The organism is Streptomyces sp. NPDC051576, assembly GCF_040681835.1.
Lineage (GTDB): Bacteria > Actinomycetota > Actinomycetes > Streptomycetales > Streptomycetaceae > Streptomyces.
Map to the genome: position 1 here is coordinate 99,627 of NZ_JBFAZO010000013.1, position 17,647 is coordinate 117,273.

Sequence of the window (17,647 nt, forward strand, 5' to 3'; positions counted from 1 at the left end):
CTTCCGGTACCCTCCGCAATCTTCCGAAAGCGGGGCGTGCACGCATCTCCGCTGGTCGTCACGGAGCGTAGAGGAACTATGTCCCTGAGTGACGAGACTGGTGTATCGTCCCGGCAGGGGCTGCGCCGCGCACCGTTCGGCGCCGGGGATGGACATTTCAGACTGTGAGGGGGGCGACGGGCGATGCACGGCCTATGGACGAGCGATCCGACGCGGCGGGGCCGTCGACGGCGACCCTGGCGCACCGCCGCGCGCAGACGCGGCCACCACGGCAATCACGGCAATCACGGCAATCACGGCAGTCACAGCGGCCACGGCGGACATCCCGGCCACCACGGACACCATCACCGAAGGCCGGGCGGCCGCCGGAGGCACACCCATCCAGCGCACCGGGGCCCGCGGGACCCGGGAGCGACGCGGACCGGGAGGGCCCGGTGAGCGCGCCACCGTCTCCGACGACCACCCTCAACGGGGCGCTCCGGGACCGGACTTCGCCCGAAGCGCGGCTGCCCCGACCGCCGGGTCCCGGCGGCGGACGCAGCCTGGTCCAGCAACTCGTCCTGGCCCTGGTGTGCGCGGGATACGCCGTCGGTTCGGCGCTCGACTGGGGGTCGTCCCAACTCGCGCTGATCATGGGCGACTTCGGACTGAGCGCCGCGGCGGGTACGGCCGCCGTCTCGTGCTTCCTCTACGCGCGCAGCCGCCGTATCCGCTTTCGACCCGCCTGGCTGCTGTTCTCGCTCTCCTCGGCGATGGCGGCGCTGGGCAACGGAGTATGGGGGTGGTACGAGGTCGTGCTGGAGCGACCCGTGCCCAGCCCCAGTTACGCCGATCTGTTCTTCCTGTGCTTCGCGCCGCCCGCCATCGTCGGGCTGCTGGTGCTCGCCAAACGACCGGTCACCAAAGCGGGTTGGGTCTGTCTGGCGCTGGACGCCTGGCTGATCGGCGGCTCGCTGCTCACGCTGTCCTGGAGCCTCGCGCTGGCCCAGGCCGCCAAGTTCGACGGGCCCAGCGTGGCCCACACCGCGCTGTCGCTGGCGTACCCGCTGCTCGACATCGCCCTGGTCAGCATGGTGCTCGCGCTGCACTTCCGGCGCTCCTCGGTCAACCGCACCGCCGTGAACACCGCGATCGGCGCGCTGGCCCTGACCGTGATGTGCGACGCCCTGTTCACCTCGCCGCTGCTGCACAACAACTACCACTCGGGCCAGTTGCTCGACGCGGGCTGGTTCGCCGGTTCACTGCTCCTCGCGTACGCCCCGTGGGCCGCGCCCCGGCACGCCCGGCCCGAGGACGACGGGCACACGCGCGTGGTGCACGAGCACCGGCCCGGACAGCCCGCCGGCAGCCGGCACCAGGCACCCGCGCCGGGCGCCGAGCAGGGTCGGTATCCGGCCACCCGGCCCATCGCGGGCTCGCTGGCCGCGCTCACCCCGTATCTCGCCGCCGCCGTCTGCACGCTGGGGATCCTCTACAACGTCCTCAACGGCCGCAGCCCCGACCGCGTGGTCCTCATCACCGCGGGCTGCGTGGTCCTCGCGCTCGTGGTGCGCCAGGGCATCATGCTGATCGACAACATCACCCTCACCCAGGAACTGGCCCAGAAGGAGAACCACTTCCGCTCCCTGGTGCAGGGCTCCAGCGACGTCATCATGATCGCCGCCCCGAACGGCATCCTCCGCTACGTCTCCCCGGCCGCCGCCGGTGTCTACGGCAAGGCCGCCGAGGAACTGGTCGGGACCGAACTGGCCTCGCTCATCCACCCCGAGGACCTGGGCTGCGTGGTGCACGAGGTGCGCCGCTTCCTCACCGCCGGCCCCTTCGAGGAATCCACCACCCGTATCGAGTGCCGCTTCCGGTCCGGCGACGGCGGCTGGCTGAACGTCGAGTCCACGGTCAACCGCCATCACGGCGGCCTGATCTTCAACAGCCGGGACGTGACCGAAAGAGTGCGCCTCCAGGCGCAGTTGCAGCACAACGCCGAGCACGACCCGCTCACCGACCTGCCCAACCGCGCGCTGTTCACCCGGCGCGTCCAGCAGGCCCTGTCCGGCCGCCGCTCCACCGACCGCGGCACGGCCGTGCTCTTCATCGACCTCGACGGCTTCAAGGCGGTCAACGACACGATCGGCCACCAGGCCGGGGACGAGCTCCTCGTCCAGGCCGCCCGCAGACTCCAGGACTCGGTCCGGCACGGCGACACCGCGTCCCGGCTCGGCGGCGACGAGTTCGCGGCCCTGATCGTCGGCGACGGCACCCGGGACCGCGCCGCCCGCGAGCGGCACATCATGGAGCTCGCCGACCGCCTGCGCGTCACCCTGTCCCAGCCGTACCTCATCGACGGCAACGATGTCCGCGTCGCCGCCTCCATCGGCGTCGCCTTCGCCGAACCGGGCCTCGGCGCGGGGGAGTTGCTGCGCAACGCCGACCTGGCCATGTACCGCGCCAAGGGCGCGGGCAAGGGCAGGGTCGAGCTGTACGCCCCACAGATGCAGCAGGACGTCGTACGGAAGGCGGAGCTGGCCACCCGGCTGCGGGCCGCACTGCACAACGGCGAGTTCGCGCTGCTGCACCAGCCCGTGGTGTCGCTGACGGACGGCCGGATCGCGTCGGTGTCCACGCAGGCGCGCTGGCGGTCCTCGCAGGGGGTGCTGTTCACGCCGGCCGAGTTCCTGCGGGTCGCCGAGGACAGCGACAGGACCGCCGAGCTGGGGCGCTGGATGCTGGAGGAGGCCGTGGAGCAGGCCGCCGAGCGGACCGGGACCGGGCTCGCCGTGTCCGTGGGCGTCCGGATGAGCGCCCGGCGGCTGCTGGACCGCTCGATGCCGCTCGGCTCGATCGAGGCCCTGCTGACCCGGCACGGGCTGCCCTCCGGTTCGCTGGTGATCGAGCTGTCGGACACCGACCCACGGGTCTCCCTGGACGAGCTGGAGCGACGCCTGACCGCGCTGCGGCGGCTCGGGGTCCGGATCGCCCTCGACGGGTTCGGGAGCGGCTACGCGGCCATCACGGCGCTGCGGCGGCTGCCCGTGGACGTACTGAAACTGGACCGCAGTCTGGTCGAGGGCGTCGTCGAGTCCGCGCGGCTGCACAAGATCACCAGTGGGCTGCTGCGGATCGCCGGGGACCTCGGGCTGCAGTCCGTGGCCGACGGGGTGGACCTGCCCGAACAGGTGGTCGCCCTGCGCGCGATGGGCTGCACGCACGGGCAGGGCATGGCCTTCTCCGGGCCGCTGGACGAGTACCGGCTGCGCCGGGCCCTCTCACGCGGCCACTATCCGGTGCCGCACGGGCCCGCGGAACCCGCGTTCGCGGGCGGCGGCTCCGGGGTGTACACCAGTGGTGTGCCCGCGGTTCTCGGTGGCGGAACGGCCCTCCGCTCACATAATGAGACTCCCGTCCCACCCACTTGACAGTCGGTGCGTGCCGGGGGGAGGGTCAATGCCATGCGCACCCGAATTCTCGTACTTGGAAAGCGCGTCGGCTGAAGCTGGTGACGTCCGGACGGACCCGGAACTCCCAGCGACCGCACCCGGCGCGCTCCCCTCGCTTGCCTCACGGCACGAGGGGTTTTTTGTTGCACAGGGACCAGTCGTGCAGCAGTAGAACCCCGCACAAACCTCGCAAAAACCCTCAGCATCGAGAAGAGAATGACGATGACCGAGCAGGCCACCGGGGCCCATCCGCAGCCGCGGCCCCGATCCGGAGGACAGCAGTCCGCCCCCGAGCACGTCACGGGCGCGCAGTCCCTCATCCGCTCTCTTGAGGAAGTCGGGGCCGACACGGTATTCGGCATTCCCGGCGGTGCGATCCTTCCGGCGTACGACCCGCTGATGGACTCGACGCGGGTGCGTCACGTCCTGGTCCGGCACGAGCAGGGCGCGGGCCACGCGGCCACCGGCTACGCGCAGGCCACCGGCAGGGTCGGCGTCTGCATGGCGACCTCCGGCCCCGGCGCCACCAACCTGGTGACCCCGATCGCCGACGCGCACATGGACTCGGTGCCGCTCGTGGCGATCACCGGGCAGGTCGCGTCGAAGGCCATCGGCACGGACGCCTTCCAGGAGGCGGACATCGTCGGCATCACGATGCCGGTCACCAAGCACAACTTCCTGGTCACCAAGGCCGAGGACATCCCGCGCGTCATTGCGCAGGCCTTCCACATCGCCTCCACCGGCCGCCCCGGCCCGGTGCTGGTCGACATCGCGAAGGACGCCCTCCAGGCCAAGACCACCTTCTCCTGGCCGCCGGTCATGGACCTGCCCGGCTACCGCCCGGTGACCAAGCCGCACGCCAAGCAGATCCGCGAGGCCGCCAAGCTGATCACCGCCGCGAAGCGGCCCGTCCTCTACGTCGGCGGCGGTGTCCTCAAGGCGCACGCCACCGCCGAGCTGAAGGTCCTCGCAGAACTCACCGGAGCCCCCGTCACCACCACCCTGATGGGGCTCGGCGCATTCCCCGACAGTCACGAGCTGCACGTGGGAATGCCGGGCATGCACGGTGCGGTCACCGCCGTCACCGCGCTGCAGAAGGCCGACCTGATCGTCGCCCTCGGAGCCCGCTTCGACGACCGCGTCACCGGCAAGCTGGACAGCTTCGCCCCGTACGCCAAGATCGTCCACGCCGACATCGACCCCGCCGAGATCGGCAAGAACCGTGCCGCCGACGTGCCGATCGTCGGAGACGCCCGCGAGGTCATCGCCGACCTGGTCCAGGCCGTGCAGAAGGAACACAGCGAGGGCCACACCGGCGACTACAGCGCCTGGTGGAAGGACCTCAACCGCTGGCGCGAGACGTACCCGCTCGGCTACGAGCAGCCCGACAACGGCCAGCTCTCCCCGCAGCACGTCATCGAGCGCATCGGTCAACTCGCCCCGGAGGGAACGATCTTCGCGGCGGGCGTCGGCCAGCACCAGATGTGGGCCGCGCACTACATCCAGTACGAGAAGCCCGCGACCTGGCTCAACTCCGGTGGCGCCGGGACGATGGGCTACGCGGTCCCGGCCGCGATGGGCGCGAAGGCCGGCGCCCCGGACCGTACGGTCTGGGCGATCGACGGCGACGGCTGCTTCCAGATGACCAATCAGGAACTCACCACCTGCGCCCTGAACAACATCCCGATCAAGGTCGCCATCATCAACAACGGCGCCCTCGGCATGGTCCGCCAGTGGCAGACCCTGTTCTACAACCAGCGCTACTCCAACACCGTGCTGCACAGCGGCCCGGAGGCGGACGGAAAGCAGCCGAGCGCCGGCACGCGCATCCCCGACTTCGTCAAGCTGTCGGAGGCGATGGGCTGTTACGCGATCCGCTGCGAGTCCCCCGACGACCTCGACAAGGTCATCGAAGAGGCCAACTCGATCAACGACCGCCCCGTCGTGATCGACTTCATCGTCCACGAGGACGCCATGGTGTGGCCGATGGTCGCCGCCGGCACCTCGAACGACGAGGTCATGTTCGCCCGGGACGTCCGCCCCGACTTCGGCGACAACGAAGACGACTGAGCGAGAGAGACGAAAGAGAAATGTCCAAGCACACGCTCTCGGTCCTGGTCGAGAACAAGCCCGGTGTCCTCGCCCGGATCACCGCCCTGTTCTCCCGGCGCGGCTTCAACATCGACTCCCTCGCCGTCGGCGTCACCGAGCACCCCGACATCTCGCGCATCACGATCGTGGTGAACGTGATCGAGGCGCTCCCCCTCGAGCAGGTCACCAAGCAGCTCAACAAGCTCGTCAACGTGCTGAAGATCGTCGAACTGGAAGCCGGTTCCGCGGTTCAGCGCGAACTCGTTCTGGTGAAGGTGCGCGCCGACAACGAGACGCGCTCGCAGATCGTCGAGATCGTCCAGCTGTTCCGCGCCAAGACCGTCGACGTCTCCCCGGAGGCCGTCACCATCGAGGCCACCGGCAGCAGCGACAAGCTGACCGCCATGCTCAAGATGCTGGAGCCGTACGGCATCAAGGAGCTGGTCCAGTCCGGCACGATCGCCATCGGCCGCGGCGCCCGCTCCATCACCGACCGCTCGCTGCGCGCGCTCGACCGGTCCGCGTAACCCTCGTAGAAGACATTTCTACGACCGGAACGCGGGCGGCCGGCAGCGGCCTGCCGCCCGCATTCCGAGACCCGGAAACTTCCCCTCCCGCCGCCGTCATACGGTGGGACGCAACACCTGCACACCAAGGAGAGAACCCAAAGTGGCCGAGCTGTTCTACGACGCCGACGCCGACCTGTCCATCATCCAGGGCCGCAAGGTCGCGGTCATCGGCTACGGCAGCCAGGGCCACGCCCACGCGCTGTCGCTGCGTGACTCGGGCGTCGACGTCCGGGTCGGTCTGCACGAGGGCTCCAAGTCCAAGGCGAAGGCCGAGGAGCAGGGCCTGCGCGTGGTGACGCCGTCCGAGGCCGCCGCCGAGGCCGACGTCATCATGATCCTGGTGCCGGACCCGATCCAGGCCCAGGTCTACGAGGAGTCCATCAAGGACAACCTCAACGACGGCGACGCGCTGTTCTTCGGCCACGGCCTGAACATCCGCTTCGACTTCATCAAGCCGCCGGCCGGCATCGACGTCTGCATGGTCGCCCCCAAGGGCCCGGGCCACCTGGTGCGCCGCCAGTACGAGGAGGGCCGCGGCGTTCCGTGTATCGCGGCCGTCGAGCAGGACGCGACCGGCAACGGCTTCGCGCTCGCGCTGTCGTACGCGAAGGGCATCGGCGGCACCCGCGCCGGCGTCATCAAGACGACCTTCACCGAGGAGACCGAGACCGACCTGTTCGGTGAGCAGGCGGTTCTCTGCGGTGGTACGGCCGCGCTGGTCAAGGCCGGTTTCGAGACGCTGACCGAGGCCGGCTACCAGCCCGAGATCGCCTACTTCGAGTGCCTGCACGAGCTGAAGCTCATCGTCGACCTCATGTACGAGGGCGGCCTGGAGAAGATGCGCTGGTCGGTCTCCGAGACCGCCGAGTGGGGCGACTACGTCACCGGCCCGCGGATCATCACCGACGCCACCAAGGCCGAGATGAAGAAGGTCCTCGCCGAGATCCAGGACGGCACCTTCGCCCGTGAGTGGATGGCCGAGTACCACGGCGGCCTGAAGAAGTACAACGAGTACAAGCAGAAGGACGCCGAGTCCCTGCTGGAGACCACCGGCAAGCAGCTCCGCAAGCTGATGAGCTGGGTCGACGAAGAGGCGTAAGGCCTGAGGCCGAGGGGCCGGAGCGCGCGCTCCGGCCCCTTTGTCCAACCCGGCCGGTCACGGACGGGTGATCCTTCCGCGGAGGCGTAAGACGACTGTCGGCGCGCCACTACACTGCCGTACTACATACGCGTCAGGCCCACAGCGTCGTGCGTCTCCACGCGGTTCGTACCTCCACCGCCTGCGGCCGTCGGGACGGCCGTCCGCACGCAATGGACTTGTGAGGACTCACGTGAGCTCGAAACCTGTCGTACTCATCGCTGAAGAGCTGTCGCCCGCGACCGTGGACGCCCTCGGCCCGGACTTCGAGATCCGCCACTGCAACGGCGCGGACCGAGCCGAACTGCTCCCCGCGATCGCCGACGTGGACGCGATCCTGATCCGCTCGGCCACCAAGGTCGATGCCGAGGCGGTCGCCGCCGCACGCAAGCTGAAGGTCGTCGCACGAGCCGGCGTCGGCCTGGACAACGTGGACGTCTCCGCCGCCACCAAGGCCGGCGTGATGGTCGTCAACGCCCCCACCTCGAACATCGTCACCGCCGCCGAGCTGGCCTGCGGTCTGCTGCTGGCGACCGCACGCCACATCCCGCAGGCCAACGCCGCGCTGAAGAACGGCGAGTGGAAGCGCAGCAAGTACACCGGCGTCGAGCTGGCCGAGAAGACCCTCGGCGTCGTCGGCCTCGGCCGCATCGGCGCGCTGGTCGCCCAGCGCATGTCCGCGTTCGGCATGAAGGTCGTCGCCTACGACCCCTACGTCCAGCCCGCCCGGGCCGCGCAGATGGGCGTCAAGGTCCTCTCCCTGGACGAGCTGCTCGAAGTCTCCGACTTCATCACCGTGCACCTGCCCAAGACCCCCGAGACGGTCGGTCTGATCGGCGACGAGGCGCTGCGCAAGGTCAAGCCGACCGTGCGCATCGTCAACGCCGCGCGCGGCGGGATCGTCGACGAGGCGGCGCTGTACTCCGCGCTCAAGGAAGGCCGCGTCGCCGGCGCCGGCCTCGACGTGTACGCGAAGGAGCCCTGCACGGACTCCCCGCTCTTCGAGTTCGACCAGGTCGTCTCCACCCCGCACCTCGGCGCCTCCACCGACGAGGCCCAGGAGAAGGCCGGTGTCTCGGTCGCCCGCTCGGTGCGCCTCGCGCTCGCCGGTGAACTGGTCCCGGACGCGGTGAACGTCCAGGGCGGCGTCATCGCCGAGGACGTCAAGCCCGGCCTGCCGCTCGCCGAGAAGCTCGGCCGCATCTTCACCGCCCTCGCGGGCGAGGTCGCGGTCCGCCTCGACGTCGAGGTCTACGGCGAGATCACCCAGCACGACGTCAAGGTGCTCGAACTCTCCGCGCTCAAGGGCGTGTTCGAGGACGTCGTCGACGAGACCGTGTCCTACGTCAACGCCCCCCTGTTCGCGCAGGAGCGCGGTGTCGAGGTCCGCCTCACGACCAGCTCCGAGTCCGCCGACCACCGCAACGTGGTCACCGTGCGGGGCACGCTCGGCACCGGCGAGGAGGTCGCGGTCTCCGGCACGCTGGCCGGTCCCAAGAACCTGCAGAAGATCGTCGCGGTCGGCGACTACGACGTCGACCTCGCGCTCGCCGACCACATGGTGGTGCTGCGGTACGAGGACCGTCCCGGTGTGGTCGGCACCGTCGGCCGTGTGTTCGGTGAGGCGGGCATCAACATCGCCGGCATGCAGGTCTCGCGCTCGGTCGCGGGCGGCGAGGCGCTGGCCGTCCTTACCGTCGACGACACGGTTGCCGCGGGTGTGCTGGCCGAGGTGGCCGAGGAGATCGGGGCCACGTCGGCCCGGTCGGTGAACCTGGTCTGACCGAACCTACGGTTCGACGTTTCACGAGAACGCCGGACGGACTGAGCAAACCTCAGTCCGTCCGGCGTTCTCGTTCGTGTCAGGCGGCGACCTTCTCCGTCTCCTTCTCCTGCACCGGAACCCGCAGCCCCCGCAGGGTCCGCGCCGCCGCGAAGGCCGCGCCCAGCAGCAGCACCGCGCCCGCGATCGCCGCGCCGTGCATACCGTCGGTGAAGGCCTCCCGGGCGGTCGCGGTCAGCGCGTCTCCCGTGTGCCCCGGCAGCCGGCGGGCGACGGCCAGGGCGCCGCCGAGGGTCTCGTGGGCCGGAGCGGGGGCCGAGGCCGGGATGCCGTGGCGGTAGACGGCCGTACCGATGGAACCCAGGATCGCCATGCCGAGCGCGCCGCCGAACTCCGCGCCGGTCTCCATCAGCGAGGAGGCGACGCCCGCCTTCTCCACCGGTGCGCTGCCCATCGCGAGGTCCATGATCTGGGACATCACCATGACGATCCCGGAGGCGAGGACACCGGCGGCGGCCAGGGCCAACCAGAGGGAGTCGGTGCCGGTGAGGGCGAGCATGCCGTAGCCGGTCGCGGCGATCGCGAAGCCGGCCGTGACGACGTAGGCGCGGTCGACTCCCTTCTGTACGAGGGTGGTTGCCAGCGGGGCAGCCATGCCGATCGGCACCGAGGGGAGCAGCGCCCACAGGGCCGCCTCCATCGCGCTCTTGCCGAGCACCGACTGCAGGTACTGCGTGGTGAAGAAGGCCGAGCCCATCATCCCGAAGGCGGAGACCAGGTTGAGGACGACGGAGGGGGCGAAGCCCCGGCCGCGGAACAGAGCCGGGTCGATCATCGGGGAGGCGGCCGTGCGCTGGCGGTGGACGAAGAGGGCCGCGAAGAGCAGACCGACGGTGATCGAGACGACGTACTGGACGTGCCAGCCCTCGGAGGGGATCTCCTTGAGGCCGTAGATCACGGGCAGGACGGCGGCCAGGGACAGCGGGACGCTCGGCCAGTCGAAGCGGCCGGGGGCGGGGTTCTTGGACTCGGGGAGCAGGAACGGGCCGATCACCAGCAGCAGCGCCATCGCGGGCAGGTTGATCAGGAAGACCGAGCCCCACCAGAAGTACTGGACCAGCACACCGCTGAGCACCGAGCCGAGCGCGACACCGGCGGTCATCACACCGGACCACAGGCCGATCGCCTTCGCGCGCTGGCCGGGGTCGGTGAACATCGTGCGCAGCAGCGCCATCGTCGAGGGCATCAGGGTGGCGCCGCCGATGCCGAGGACCGCGCGGGCGGCGATCAGGGTCTCGGCGCTGTCCGCGTAGGCGGCGATGAAGGAGGCGGTGCCGAACGCCGCCGCGCCGATCAGGAGGAGCCGGCGGCGGCCGATGCGGTCGCCGATCGAGCCCATCGTCATCAGCAGGCCGGCCAGGACGAAGGCGTAGATGTCGAAGATCCACAGCTGCTGGGTGCCGCTGGGTTCCAGGTCCGCGCTGATCGCCGGGATGGCGAAGTAGAGGACGGAGACGTCCATGGAGACCAGCAGCAGCGGCAGCATCAGGACGCCGAGCGCGGTCCATTCCCGGCGCCCGGCGCGGGAGTTGGGGATGCTCGCGGGGTTCGTCGAGTTCGTCATGACAGCGAATGTACGCGCGTCTTAAACACTTGTCTAGAACGCCTGTGTAAGTCGACCGTCTAGGCCGTGCGTATAAATCATGCGTCTAGGACGGTTGTATGGATCGGCGGTAGGGTGGCGGGCATGGGACACCGTGAGGATCTGCTCGAAGGCGCGAAGCGCTGCCTGCTGGAGAAGGGGTTCGCGCGCACGACGGCGCGCGACATCGTGAAGGAGTCGGGGACGAATCTCGCGTCCATCGGCTACCACTACGGCTCGAAGGACGCGCTGCTCGCGCAGGCGTACGTCTCCCTGGTGGACCAAATGTCCTTCGAGTGGGGTGAGCGGCTCGTCGGGGCGCCGGGCTCGCTGGAGCGGTTCAGGGAGGTGTGGTCGAACGTCGTCGCCTCCCTCCGCGAGCCGGGCTCGATGTGGCGGCTCAGCGGGGAGATCATGGCGATGGGCGACCAACTGCCGGAGGCTCGCGATCAGTTGTCGCTCGCGCAGCGCGAGGGCGGCCGCGGGTTGGTCTCGCTGCTGATGGCTGTGCCGGAGGAGGAGGTGTCGGACGAGACCGCCGACACGCTCGGCTCGTTCTACATGATCCTGATGTCGGGTCTCATCATGCAGTGGACCTTCGACCCGAAGACCGCACCCGACGCGGACCGGCTCACCGAGGGGCTCCGTCAGGTACTGGAGAGTGCGCGCAAGGCGCAGTGACCCGGTCCCGCAACGCCGGGGCCACCGCGCCCAGCATCAGGAGTGCGGTCAGCGCGAAGGCCCAGGGGTAGCCGGTCAGGCCCGCCGTGATGCCGAAGCCGGCCGCGCCGAGGCCCATGCCGCCGTCGTAGGCCAGGTTCCACAGGGCGCTGACCGTGCCGTACGAGGCGGCGGAGACGCGGGTGTACATCAGGGCCAGCGTGGCGTTCTGGGTGATGCCGAAGCCCGCGCCGAACAGGGCCGTACCGGTGATCACCGCGACGGGGTCGCCGGAGAGGGCGATGACCAGGACGCCGAGGGCCGACAGGAGCAGGCCGGGCAGGACGAGCCGTTCGCTGCCGTGCCGGTCGCCGTGGCGGCCCGCCAGCCAACGCGTCAGGGTCGACGCGGCGGGCTGCACGAACAGGGCCACCGCGACGACCCCGGCGGAGGCCGAAGGGACGGCCAGCGGCAGGAAGGTGACCACGATCCCGGCGGCGGTGGCGGTGGCCGCGAAGACCACGACAGGCCGCAGCAGGGCGCCGGTTCGCAGACCTCGTACGACACCGAGCGGCTGCTCGGAGCGGTCCGTGCGGGCGTCCGCGCGATCCGGCAGGCCGAGGACGAAGACGATCGCGGCCAGCGCCGCGAGACCGCCGGCCACCGCGACCGGGCCGTACCCCACGCGCCCGGCCAGCCACAGCCCCAGCGGCAGCACGACCAGCGACGGCACACCGGACACCACACCCACCAACGCCAGCCCCTCGCCCCGGCGTTCGTCCGGGATCAGCGACGCGGTCAGCGCGCCGCCCGCGACGATCGTCAACGCGAAACCGAGCCCGCGCACGAAGCACACCGCGGTGATCCATGCGGCCTGCCCGGAGACGGTCAGCACCAGCGCCGGGGCGCCGAGCAGCAACAGCCCTGCCATCAGGGTCAGTCGGTACCCGAAGCGGGCGACGAGCCGGGGCGTGACCAGTTCACCCAGCACGGTCGCGAGCATCAGCGAACCGGTCGCCAGCCCCGCCGCGCCTCCGCCGCCCCGCTCGGCGGCGTACGCCGGTACGACCGAGAGCAGAAGGAAGAAGCTCAGACTCGCACCGACCATGCTCACGAAGCGTAGGAGGAGGGGACGGGAGAGGAGCGGAGGGCGAGGGCCTGAAGTGGCGTCGGAGGGGCCGGAGTTGGAGGTCATCGGCTCAGTGCTCGGGGAGTCCGTGTGGGTCGCCATGGCATCGACACTAGATTCCGACCGGACCGCCGGTAAGCTCCAATTCCATGCCACCGCAGTGGGCCGGTTTGTCACCCGAGCTGCTCCTGTCCGTCGACCGCGACAGCGAGGAGCGGCTGTGCGCGCAGTTGGAGGGGCAGTTGCGGGACGCGATCCGCACGGGCCGGCTGCGCGCGGACGAACGCCTCCCCTCCTCCCGTGCACTAGCCCGCGAACTGGGCCTGTCCCGCGGCCTGATCCAGGACTGCTACGCCCAACTCCAGTCCGAGGGCTACCTGGTCACCCGCGTCGGCTCGGCCACCAGGGTCGCGACCGGCGCCCACATCCCGAAGTCGCCGGAAGCCGAACCGTCCCCCACCCGGCCCCACTTGACCGCCGACTTCCGGCACGGCGTGCCCGACCTGGCCTCCTTCCCGTTCACCGACTGGCTGTGGGCGACCCGCGAGGCGGCCCGGACGATGCCGACCGCGGACCTCGACTACGGTGATCCACGCGGCAGTTCGGCCCTCCGTGAGGTGGCGGCGGGCTATCTGCGCCGGGTGCGTGCCGCGTGCGCGGAGCCCGCCCGGACCGTGATCTGCTCCGGTTACGCGCAGGGTCTCGGTCTGGCGCTGGGCGCGCTGTCCCGTGCCGGGGCGCGGGTGGTGGCGTACGAGGACCCGGGCGGCCCGGCCGTCGCGCGGGCGGCGGCGGACGCGGCCGGTCTGACGGCGGTACCGGTGCCGGTCGACGAACAGGGCGTGGACGTACGGCGGTTGGCGGCGACCGGCGCGGACGCGGTGATCGTCACCCCGGCCCACCAGTGGCCGACCGGAGTGGTGATGGCTCCCTCCCGGCGCCTGGCCCTGATCGAGTGGGCGATGCGCGAGGACGCCTATGTCATCGAGGACGACTACGACGCGGAGTTCCGCTACGACCGGGAGCCGGTGGGCACCCTTCAGGGGCTCGCCGCCGACCGCGTGATCTCCATCGGCACGGTCAGCAAGTCCCTGGCCCCCGCCCTCCGCATCGGCTGGCTGCTCTGCCCACCGGCACTCATGGCCCCCGTCACGGAGGCGAAACACGCGAGCGACCGGGGCTCCCCGACCCTGGACCAACTGGCCCTGGCCCGCCTGATCGAGTCCGGCCGCTACGACCGCCACCTCCGCCGCATGCGCACGACCTACGCGTCCCGCCGCACGGCCCTGATCACCGCCCTGACCGAAAACGCCCCGTCCGTAACCCTCTCAGGCCTGGCAGCAGGCTTCCACGCGGTGGCCCACCTCGCACCGGGCCTCGACGAGGAGACGGTCATCACTCGGGCACGCGCCCGCGGAGTCGGCCTCTACGGCATGAGCGCGTGCCGCGCTTCGGGGGCTGCCGATCCGGGTCAACTCGTGTTGGGATTCGGGAATGTGACGGTGCGTGGGATCGGGGAGGGGGTGGCGGCGGTGGCCGATCTGCTTGAGCCGTCGGGCGCCTGATGGGTGGTGGTTGTTGCGTGCGGGTGACGAATGGGGTCCGCCGGGTCGGCCTACGGCGTGAGCGCCTGGCGTGCCTCGGGATCGTGGCGGTGCGGAGGGCGGGGTGGCCGTGGTGGATCTGCGTCAGCCGTCGGGCACTTGCCGGGCGGCGGTGGCCGCTTCCGGGGCGATCTGCGCGGGCCGATGCATCGTTTCGGTCCGCGTCCGCGCGCCCGCCGGTTAGGCCGCTGCGGTATGAGCGCCTTGCGTGCCTCGGGAACATGGTGGTGGGCGTAGCCGCGAAGGGTGTGGCGGTCGTGGCGGATCTGTTGCAACCGTGGAGCGTGTGACGGGCGGCAGTGGCCGCGTCGAGGACGACGGGTGCGGGTTAGATCGCCTCGGTCCATGTCCATCCACTCGACCCCCCGACGCTGCGGGCCTCCACGCGTCAGGGGCTGCCGATCCGGCCCGACTCGTGCTGGATTCCGGCAACGTGGTGGTGCGCGGGGTCGTGGACGGTGGGGGTGCCCTGGCGGATTTGCTTCAGCCGTCGGGCACTGGACGGACAGCGGTGGCCGCGTCGGAGTCGACGAGTGTGGGCGCGCCAGGTCGGCCTCCACGGCATGAGCGCCAGCCCCGCCTCAGCAGCCGCCGATCCTCCCCAACTCGTGCTGGGTCGGGTTCAGCCGCCGAGCACCTGACGCACAGCGGTCGCCGCGTCCAAGGCGACCCGCGTAGGCCGATACGCCCCCTCGGTCCACGTCCGCCCACACGACACCCACACGCTGCACGCTCCCACGCCCGCCGCCCCGAGAACATCGGCGTGTGCTGAGTCCCCGATCATCCACGCGCCCCGCAGGGACGCCCCGACCGTGGTCGCCGCCGCGTGGAAGATCTCCGGTGCGGGCTTCTTGTGGCCGGCTGCCTCGGAGATGACCCAGCCGTGGACGAGGGTGTCGAGGCCGGTGGTGCGGATCTTCAACTCCTGTTGTGCGACACGGCCGTTGGTGACGATCACGGAGGTCCAGCCCTCGGCGGTGGCCTCGGTGAGGGCGGTGCGGGTGGTGTCGGGCAGGGTGACGTGGTCGGCGGCGCCGTGGTCGAGGAGGGTCCGGATGGCGGGGGCGACGGCGCTGCCGTAGCGGTCGGTCATCGCCCGTGCGATGGTCTGCCTCGGTGTGTATCCGCTCGCGTCGACGGACATCAGCCACCCCAGGTCCGCCTCCGGCAGGCCGTGCGCTGCCAGGAACTCCGACGCCGCCTCCCGGAACGCGGCGTCACGGTCGACGAGGGTGTTGTCCAGATCGAGCATCAGCAGCGGCATGCCAGGCAGTGGATCACCCCGGCGGCCGTTCGGACCACAACCGCGCCCCCTTCAACGCCATGTGCAGCAACAACCGGTCCTCGCCGTCGTCCAGGTCCAGCCCCGTCAACTGCTCCACCCGAGACAGCCGGTAGTACAGCGTCTGCCGGTGGATGCCCAACTCGGCCGCCGTACGCCCCGCTTGGCCCGCGCGGTCGAGGTACGCCTCGGCGGTGCGGGCGAGTTCGTGGTGGGCGGGGGAGAGGAGGGGGGCCACGGCCGGATCGTGGGCGGAGTCCGGGGAGAGGGAGGTCAGCAGGCGGTACGGGCCGATGCGGGACCAGTCGGCCACCGGCGCGAAGCGGGATTCCGCGAGGGCCGCGCGGCACGCGGCCGTGGCCTCCTGCCAGGCCGTGGCCAGATCGGTGAGGCCGGTGCGCGGGGCGCCGATGCCGGCGGCCCGGGCGCGCTCCTCCAGGAGCCGTGTGGCGGCCGTCGTCGCCGGGGTCCCGACGTACGTCGTGCGCAGCCGGACCAGTACCGCCAGGCACTGCTCCGCCGTCCCCCACGGGACCGTGCAGAGCGCCGTCGCGTGGGGGACCGTACGGGCCGAAGGGGCGTCGTCCGGGTCGGCGGAGGGCCACGGCGCGACACACACCAGCGCGTACGGCCCGTCGCCGCGCGTGCCCAGGGCCGTCCGCAGGGCCGCCACCGCCATGTCCCCCTGCCAGCCGCGCTCGGCGGTCAGCACGGCCCGCAGCTCCCGGCTGAGATCCGCCCCGTGCTGCGCCTCGTCCGCGAGCAGCGCGCCGATGCGGGCCGCCACCGCCATGGCCGCGTCCAACTGCGCGGCGGTGGGTCCCGGGTCGTCGTCCAGGAGCCAGACGTAGCCGAGGACGACACTCCGATGGCGGACGGGGAGGCAGATCCGTCCCCGGTAGACCCCCGCCTCGGGGGTGGGCGGGATCCGGACCGGCCCGGTCGCCCGCGTGATGCCGAACCCCTCGAACCAGGTCCGCACGGCGGCCGTCGAGCGCCGGGTCAGGATCGAGCGGGTGCGGACCGGGTCCAGCGCGGACGCGTCCAGGTCGCCCTCACCGTCGTAGGCCCCGAAGGCGATCAGCTCGAAGTCACGGTTCTCCAGCGTCGCCGGGGCGCCGAGCAGCTCGGAGATCTCGTCGACGAGCTCCTGGTAGTCGCCTCTGGAATCGGATGTCACCCGGGCATTCTCCCGCATTCCCGCGCCCCCTTCATACATCTGTCTGAGATCTGCGGCACGGATGCGTGACAGCTGTCGATGGCCGACGATCGGAGGGGTACCTAGGTTTCACGGTGGTCCTGTTTGTTTGGTTCTGTGGAGGTGCCCCGTGCTGGGTCCCGTGATTCTCGCCGCCTCGCGCAGCGATCGGATGCGTCGGCTGATCTCGGCGGCGCCGGTGACCAAGCAGGTCGTCGACCGCTTCATCCCCGGCGAGACCGTCGACGAGATCGTGCCGATCGTCCAGGACCTCACCGCCAAGGGCCTGGAACTCACGATGGACGTCGTCGGCGAGGACATCACCACCCCCGGACAGGCCGCCGCCGCCCGCGACGCCTACCTCCAACTCGTCGACCGGCTCAAGAAACTGGAGCTGGGCACGCGCGCCGAGATGTCGATCAAGCTGTCCATGTTCGGCCAGGCGCTGGCCGGCGGTCACGAACTCGCCCTCGCCAACGTCCGGCCCGTCGTCGAGGCCGCCGCCGCCATCGGTACCACCGTCACGCTCGACGCCGAGGACCACACCACCCTCGACTCGATGTTCGCGATCCACGAGGAGCTGCGGAAGGACTTCCCGCAGACCGGCTGCGTCATCCAGGCCTACCTCTTCCGCACCGAGGCCGACGCCCGCCGCCTCGCCGAGGCCGGTAGCCGCGTCCGGCTGGTGAAGGGCGCCTACAAGGAGCCCGCCGAGGTCGCGTACCAGCAGAAACACGAGATCGACAAGGCGTACGTCCGGATTCTGCGGATCCTGATGGAGGGCGACGGCTACCCGATGATCGGCTCCCACGACCCACGGCTCATCTCCATCGCCCAGGAAATCGCCCGGCGCGCGGGCCGCAAGCCCGACGAGTACGAGTTCCAGATGCTCTACGGCATCCGCAGCGACGAGCACCTGCGCCTCGCCGCCGAGGGCCACCGCATGCGCGTCTACACGGCCTACGGCACCGACTGGTACGGCTACTTCATGCGTCGCCTCGCCGAAAAGCCGGCCAACCTCCTCTTCTTCGCCCGCTCGACCCTCACCAAGGGCTGACCGAGCACCCGAGCACCCCAAAGCCCGAACACCCGCTCACGTACAAGGAGTTACGGATCC

The 17,647-nt window shown here is 70.7% G+C and carries 12 protein-coding genes; 8 read left to right on the forward strand and 4 right to left on the reverse strand.

Translation table 11 applies throughout. The features are described from left to right. The first annotated feature begins 434 nt into the window (after positions 1-434). The 5 genes from AB0M63_RS35850 to serA all read left to right on the forward strand — a co-directional run bounded on the left by AB0M63_RS35850 (position 435) and on the right by serA (position 9,015). Positions 435-3,413 (forward strand): EAL domain-containing protein, encoded by a 2,979-nt coding sequence (locus AB0M63_RS35850; protein ID WP_366022285.1) that lies wholly within the window; start codon positions 435-437, stop codon positions 3,411-3,413. Positions 3,414-3,650: 237 nt separating this feature from the next. Further along, positions 3,651-5,504, forward strand: coding sequence for an acetolactate synthase large subunit (locus AB0M63_RS35855; protein WP_355920858.1), 1,854 nt, complete (start codon positions 3,651-3,653; stop codon positions 5,502-5,504). Between the two features lie 20 nt (positions 5,505-5,524). Then, positions 5,525-6,052 (forward strand): acetolactate synthase small subunit, encoded by a 528-nt coding sequence (gene ilvN / locus AB0M63_RS35860; RefSeq protein ID WP_355920856.1) that lies wholly within the window; start codon positions 5,525-5,527, stop codon positions 6,050-6,052. A gap of 142 nt (positions 6,053-6,194) precedes the next feature. After that, positions 6,195-7,193 (forward strand): ketol-acid reductoisomerase, encoded by a 999-nt coding sequence (gene ilvC, locus AB0M63_RS35865; RefSeq protein WP_355920853.1) that lies wholly within the window; start codon positions 6,195-6,197, stop codon positions 7,191-7,193. Positions 7,194-7,425: 232 nt separating this feature from the next. Next, positions 7,426-9,015 (forward strand): phosphoglycerate dehydrogenase, encoded by a 1,590-nt coding sequence (gene serA, locus AB0M63_RS35870; protein ID WP_355920850.1) that lies wholly within the window; start codon positions 7,426-7,428, stop codon positions 9,013-9,015. A 79-nt stretch (positions 9,016-9,094) separates the two neighbouring features. Here the strand turns inward: serA and AB0M63_RS35875 are convergent, their stop codons facing one another. Then, positions 9,095-10,639 carry an MFS transporter gene (locus tag AB0M63_RS35875; protein WP_366022287.1) on the reverse strand — a complete coding sequence of 515 codons (1,545 nt, stop codon included), beginning with the start codon at positions 10,637-10,639 and terminating at the stop codon, positions 9,095-9,097. A 123-nt stretch (positions 10,640-10,762) separates the two neighbouring features. On the opposite strand from AB0M63_RS35875, the gene AB0M63_RS35880 reads away from it, so the two are divergent. Next, complete coding sequence (locus AB0M63_RS35880) at positions 10,763-11,338, forward strand: TetR/AcrR family transcriptional regulator (RefSeq protein ID WP_355920841.1); 576 nt, start codon at positions 10,763-10,765, stop codon at positions 11,336-11,338. On the opposite strand, the gene AB0M63_RS35885 is transcribed toward AB0M63_RS35880, so the two are convergent. Further along, positions 11,289-12,425, reverse strand: a complete 1,137-nt coding sequence (locus tag AB0M63_RS35885) for an MFS transporter (protein WP_366022288.1) — start codon at positions 12,423-12,425, stop codon at positions 11,289-11,291. The genes AB0M63_RS35880 and AB0M63_RS35885 overlap by 50 nt on opposite strands. A 170-nt stretch (positions 12,426-12,595) precedes the next feature. Between AB0M63_RS35885 and AB0M63_RS35890 the strand changes: the two genes are divergently transcribed. Continuing rightward, complete coding sequence (locus AB0M63_RS35890) at positions 12,596-14,011, forward strand: PLP-dependent aminotransferase family protein (RefSeq protein WP_366022289.1); 1,416 nt, start codon at positions 12,596-12,598, stop codon at positions 14,009-14,011. A 661-nt stretch (positions 14,012-14,672) separates the two neighbouring features. Here the strand turns inward: AB0M63_RS35890 and AB0M63_RS35895 are convergent. Together AB0M63_RS35895 and AB0M63_RS35900 are read right to left on the reverse strand one after the other, a co-directional pair. Then, positions 14,673-15,314, reverse strand: a complete 642-nt coding sequence (locus tag AB0M63_RS35895; protein ID WP_366022290.1) for an HAD-IA family hydrolase — start codon at positions 15,312-15,314, stop codon at positions 14,673-14,675. 13 nt (positions 15,315-15,327) lie between these two features. Continuing rightward, on the reverse strand, positions 15,328-16,530 hold the full coding sequence (locus tag AB0M63_RS35900; protein ID WP_366022292.1) for a helix-turn-helix domain-containing protein: 1,203 nt from the start codon (positions 16,528-16,530) through the stop codon (positions 15,328-15,330). 130 nt (positions 16,531-16,660) lie between these two features. Here AB0M63_RS35900 and AB0M63_RS35905 point away from each other — a divergent pair, with 130 nt between their 5' ends. Continuing rightward, positions 16,661-17,587: a proline dehydrogenase family protein gene (locus AB0M63_RS35905; protein ID WP_366022294.1), complete on the forward strand. Its 927-nt coding sequence runs from the start codon at positions 16,661-16,663 to the stop codon at positions 17,585-17,587. Positions 17,588-17,647 lie beyond the last annotated feature (60 nt).

What these genes read in the sequence shown, in the direction of transcription:
- AB0M63_RS35880 (WP_355920841.1), top strand. Translation starts at nt 10,763, where the DNA reads ATGGGACACCGTGAGGATCTGCTCGAAGGCGCGAAGCGCTGCCTGCTG.
- AB0M63_RS35895 (WP_366022290.1), bottom strand. Translation starts at nt 15,314, where the DNA reads ATGCCGCTGCTGATGCTCGATCTGGACAACACCCTCGTCGACCGTGAC.
- AB0M63_RS35900 (WP_366022292.1), bottom strand. Translation starts at nt 16,530, where the DNA reads ATGCGGGAGAATGCCCGGGTGACATCCGATTCCAGAGGCGACTACCAG.
- AB0M63_RS35855 (WP_355920858.1), top strand. Translation starts at nt 3,651, where the DNA reads ATGACGATGACCGAGCAGGCCACCGGGGCCCATCCGCAGCCGCGGCCC.
- ilvN (WP_355920856.1), top strand. Translation starts at nt 5,525, where the DNA reads ATGTCCAAGCACACGCTCTCGGTCCTGGTCGAGAACAAGCCCGGTGTC.
- AB0M63_RS35875 (WP_366022287.1), bottom strand. Translation starts at nt 10,639, where the DNA reads ATGACGAACTCGACGAACCCCGCGAGCATCCCCAACTCCCGCGCCGGG.
- AB0M63_RS35890 (WP_366022289.1), top strand. Translation starts at nt 12,596, where the DNA reads ATGCCACCGCAGTGGGCCGGTTTGTCACCCGAGCTGCTCCTGTCCGTC.
- AB0M63_RS35885 (WP_366022288.1), bottom strand. Translation starts at nt 12,425, where the DNA reads ATGGTCGGTGCGAGTCTGAGCTTCTTCCTTCTGCTCTCGGTCGTACCG.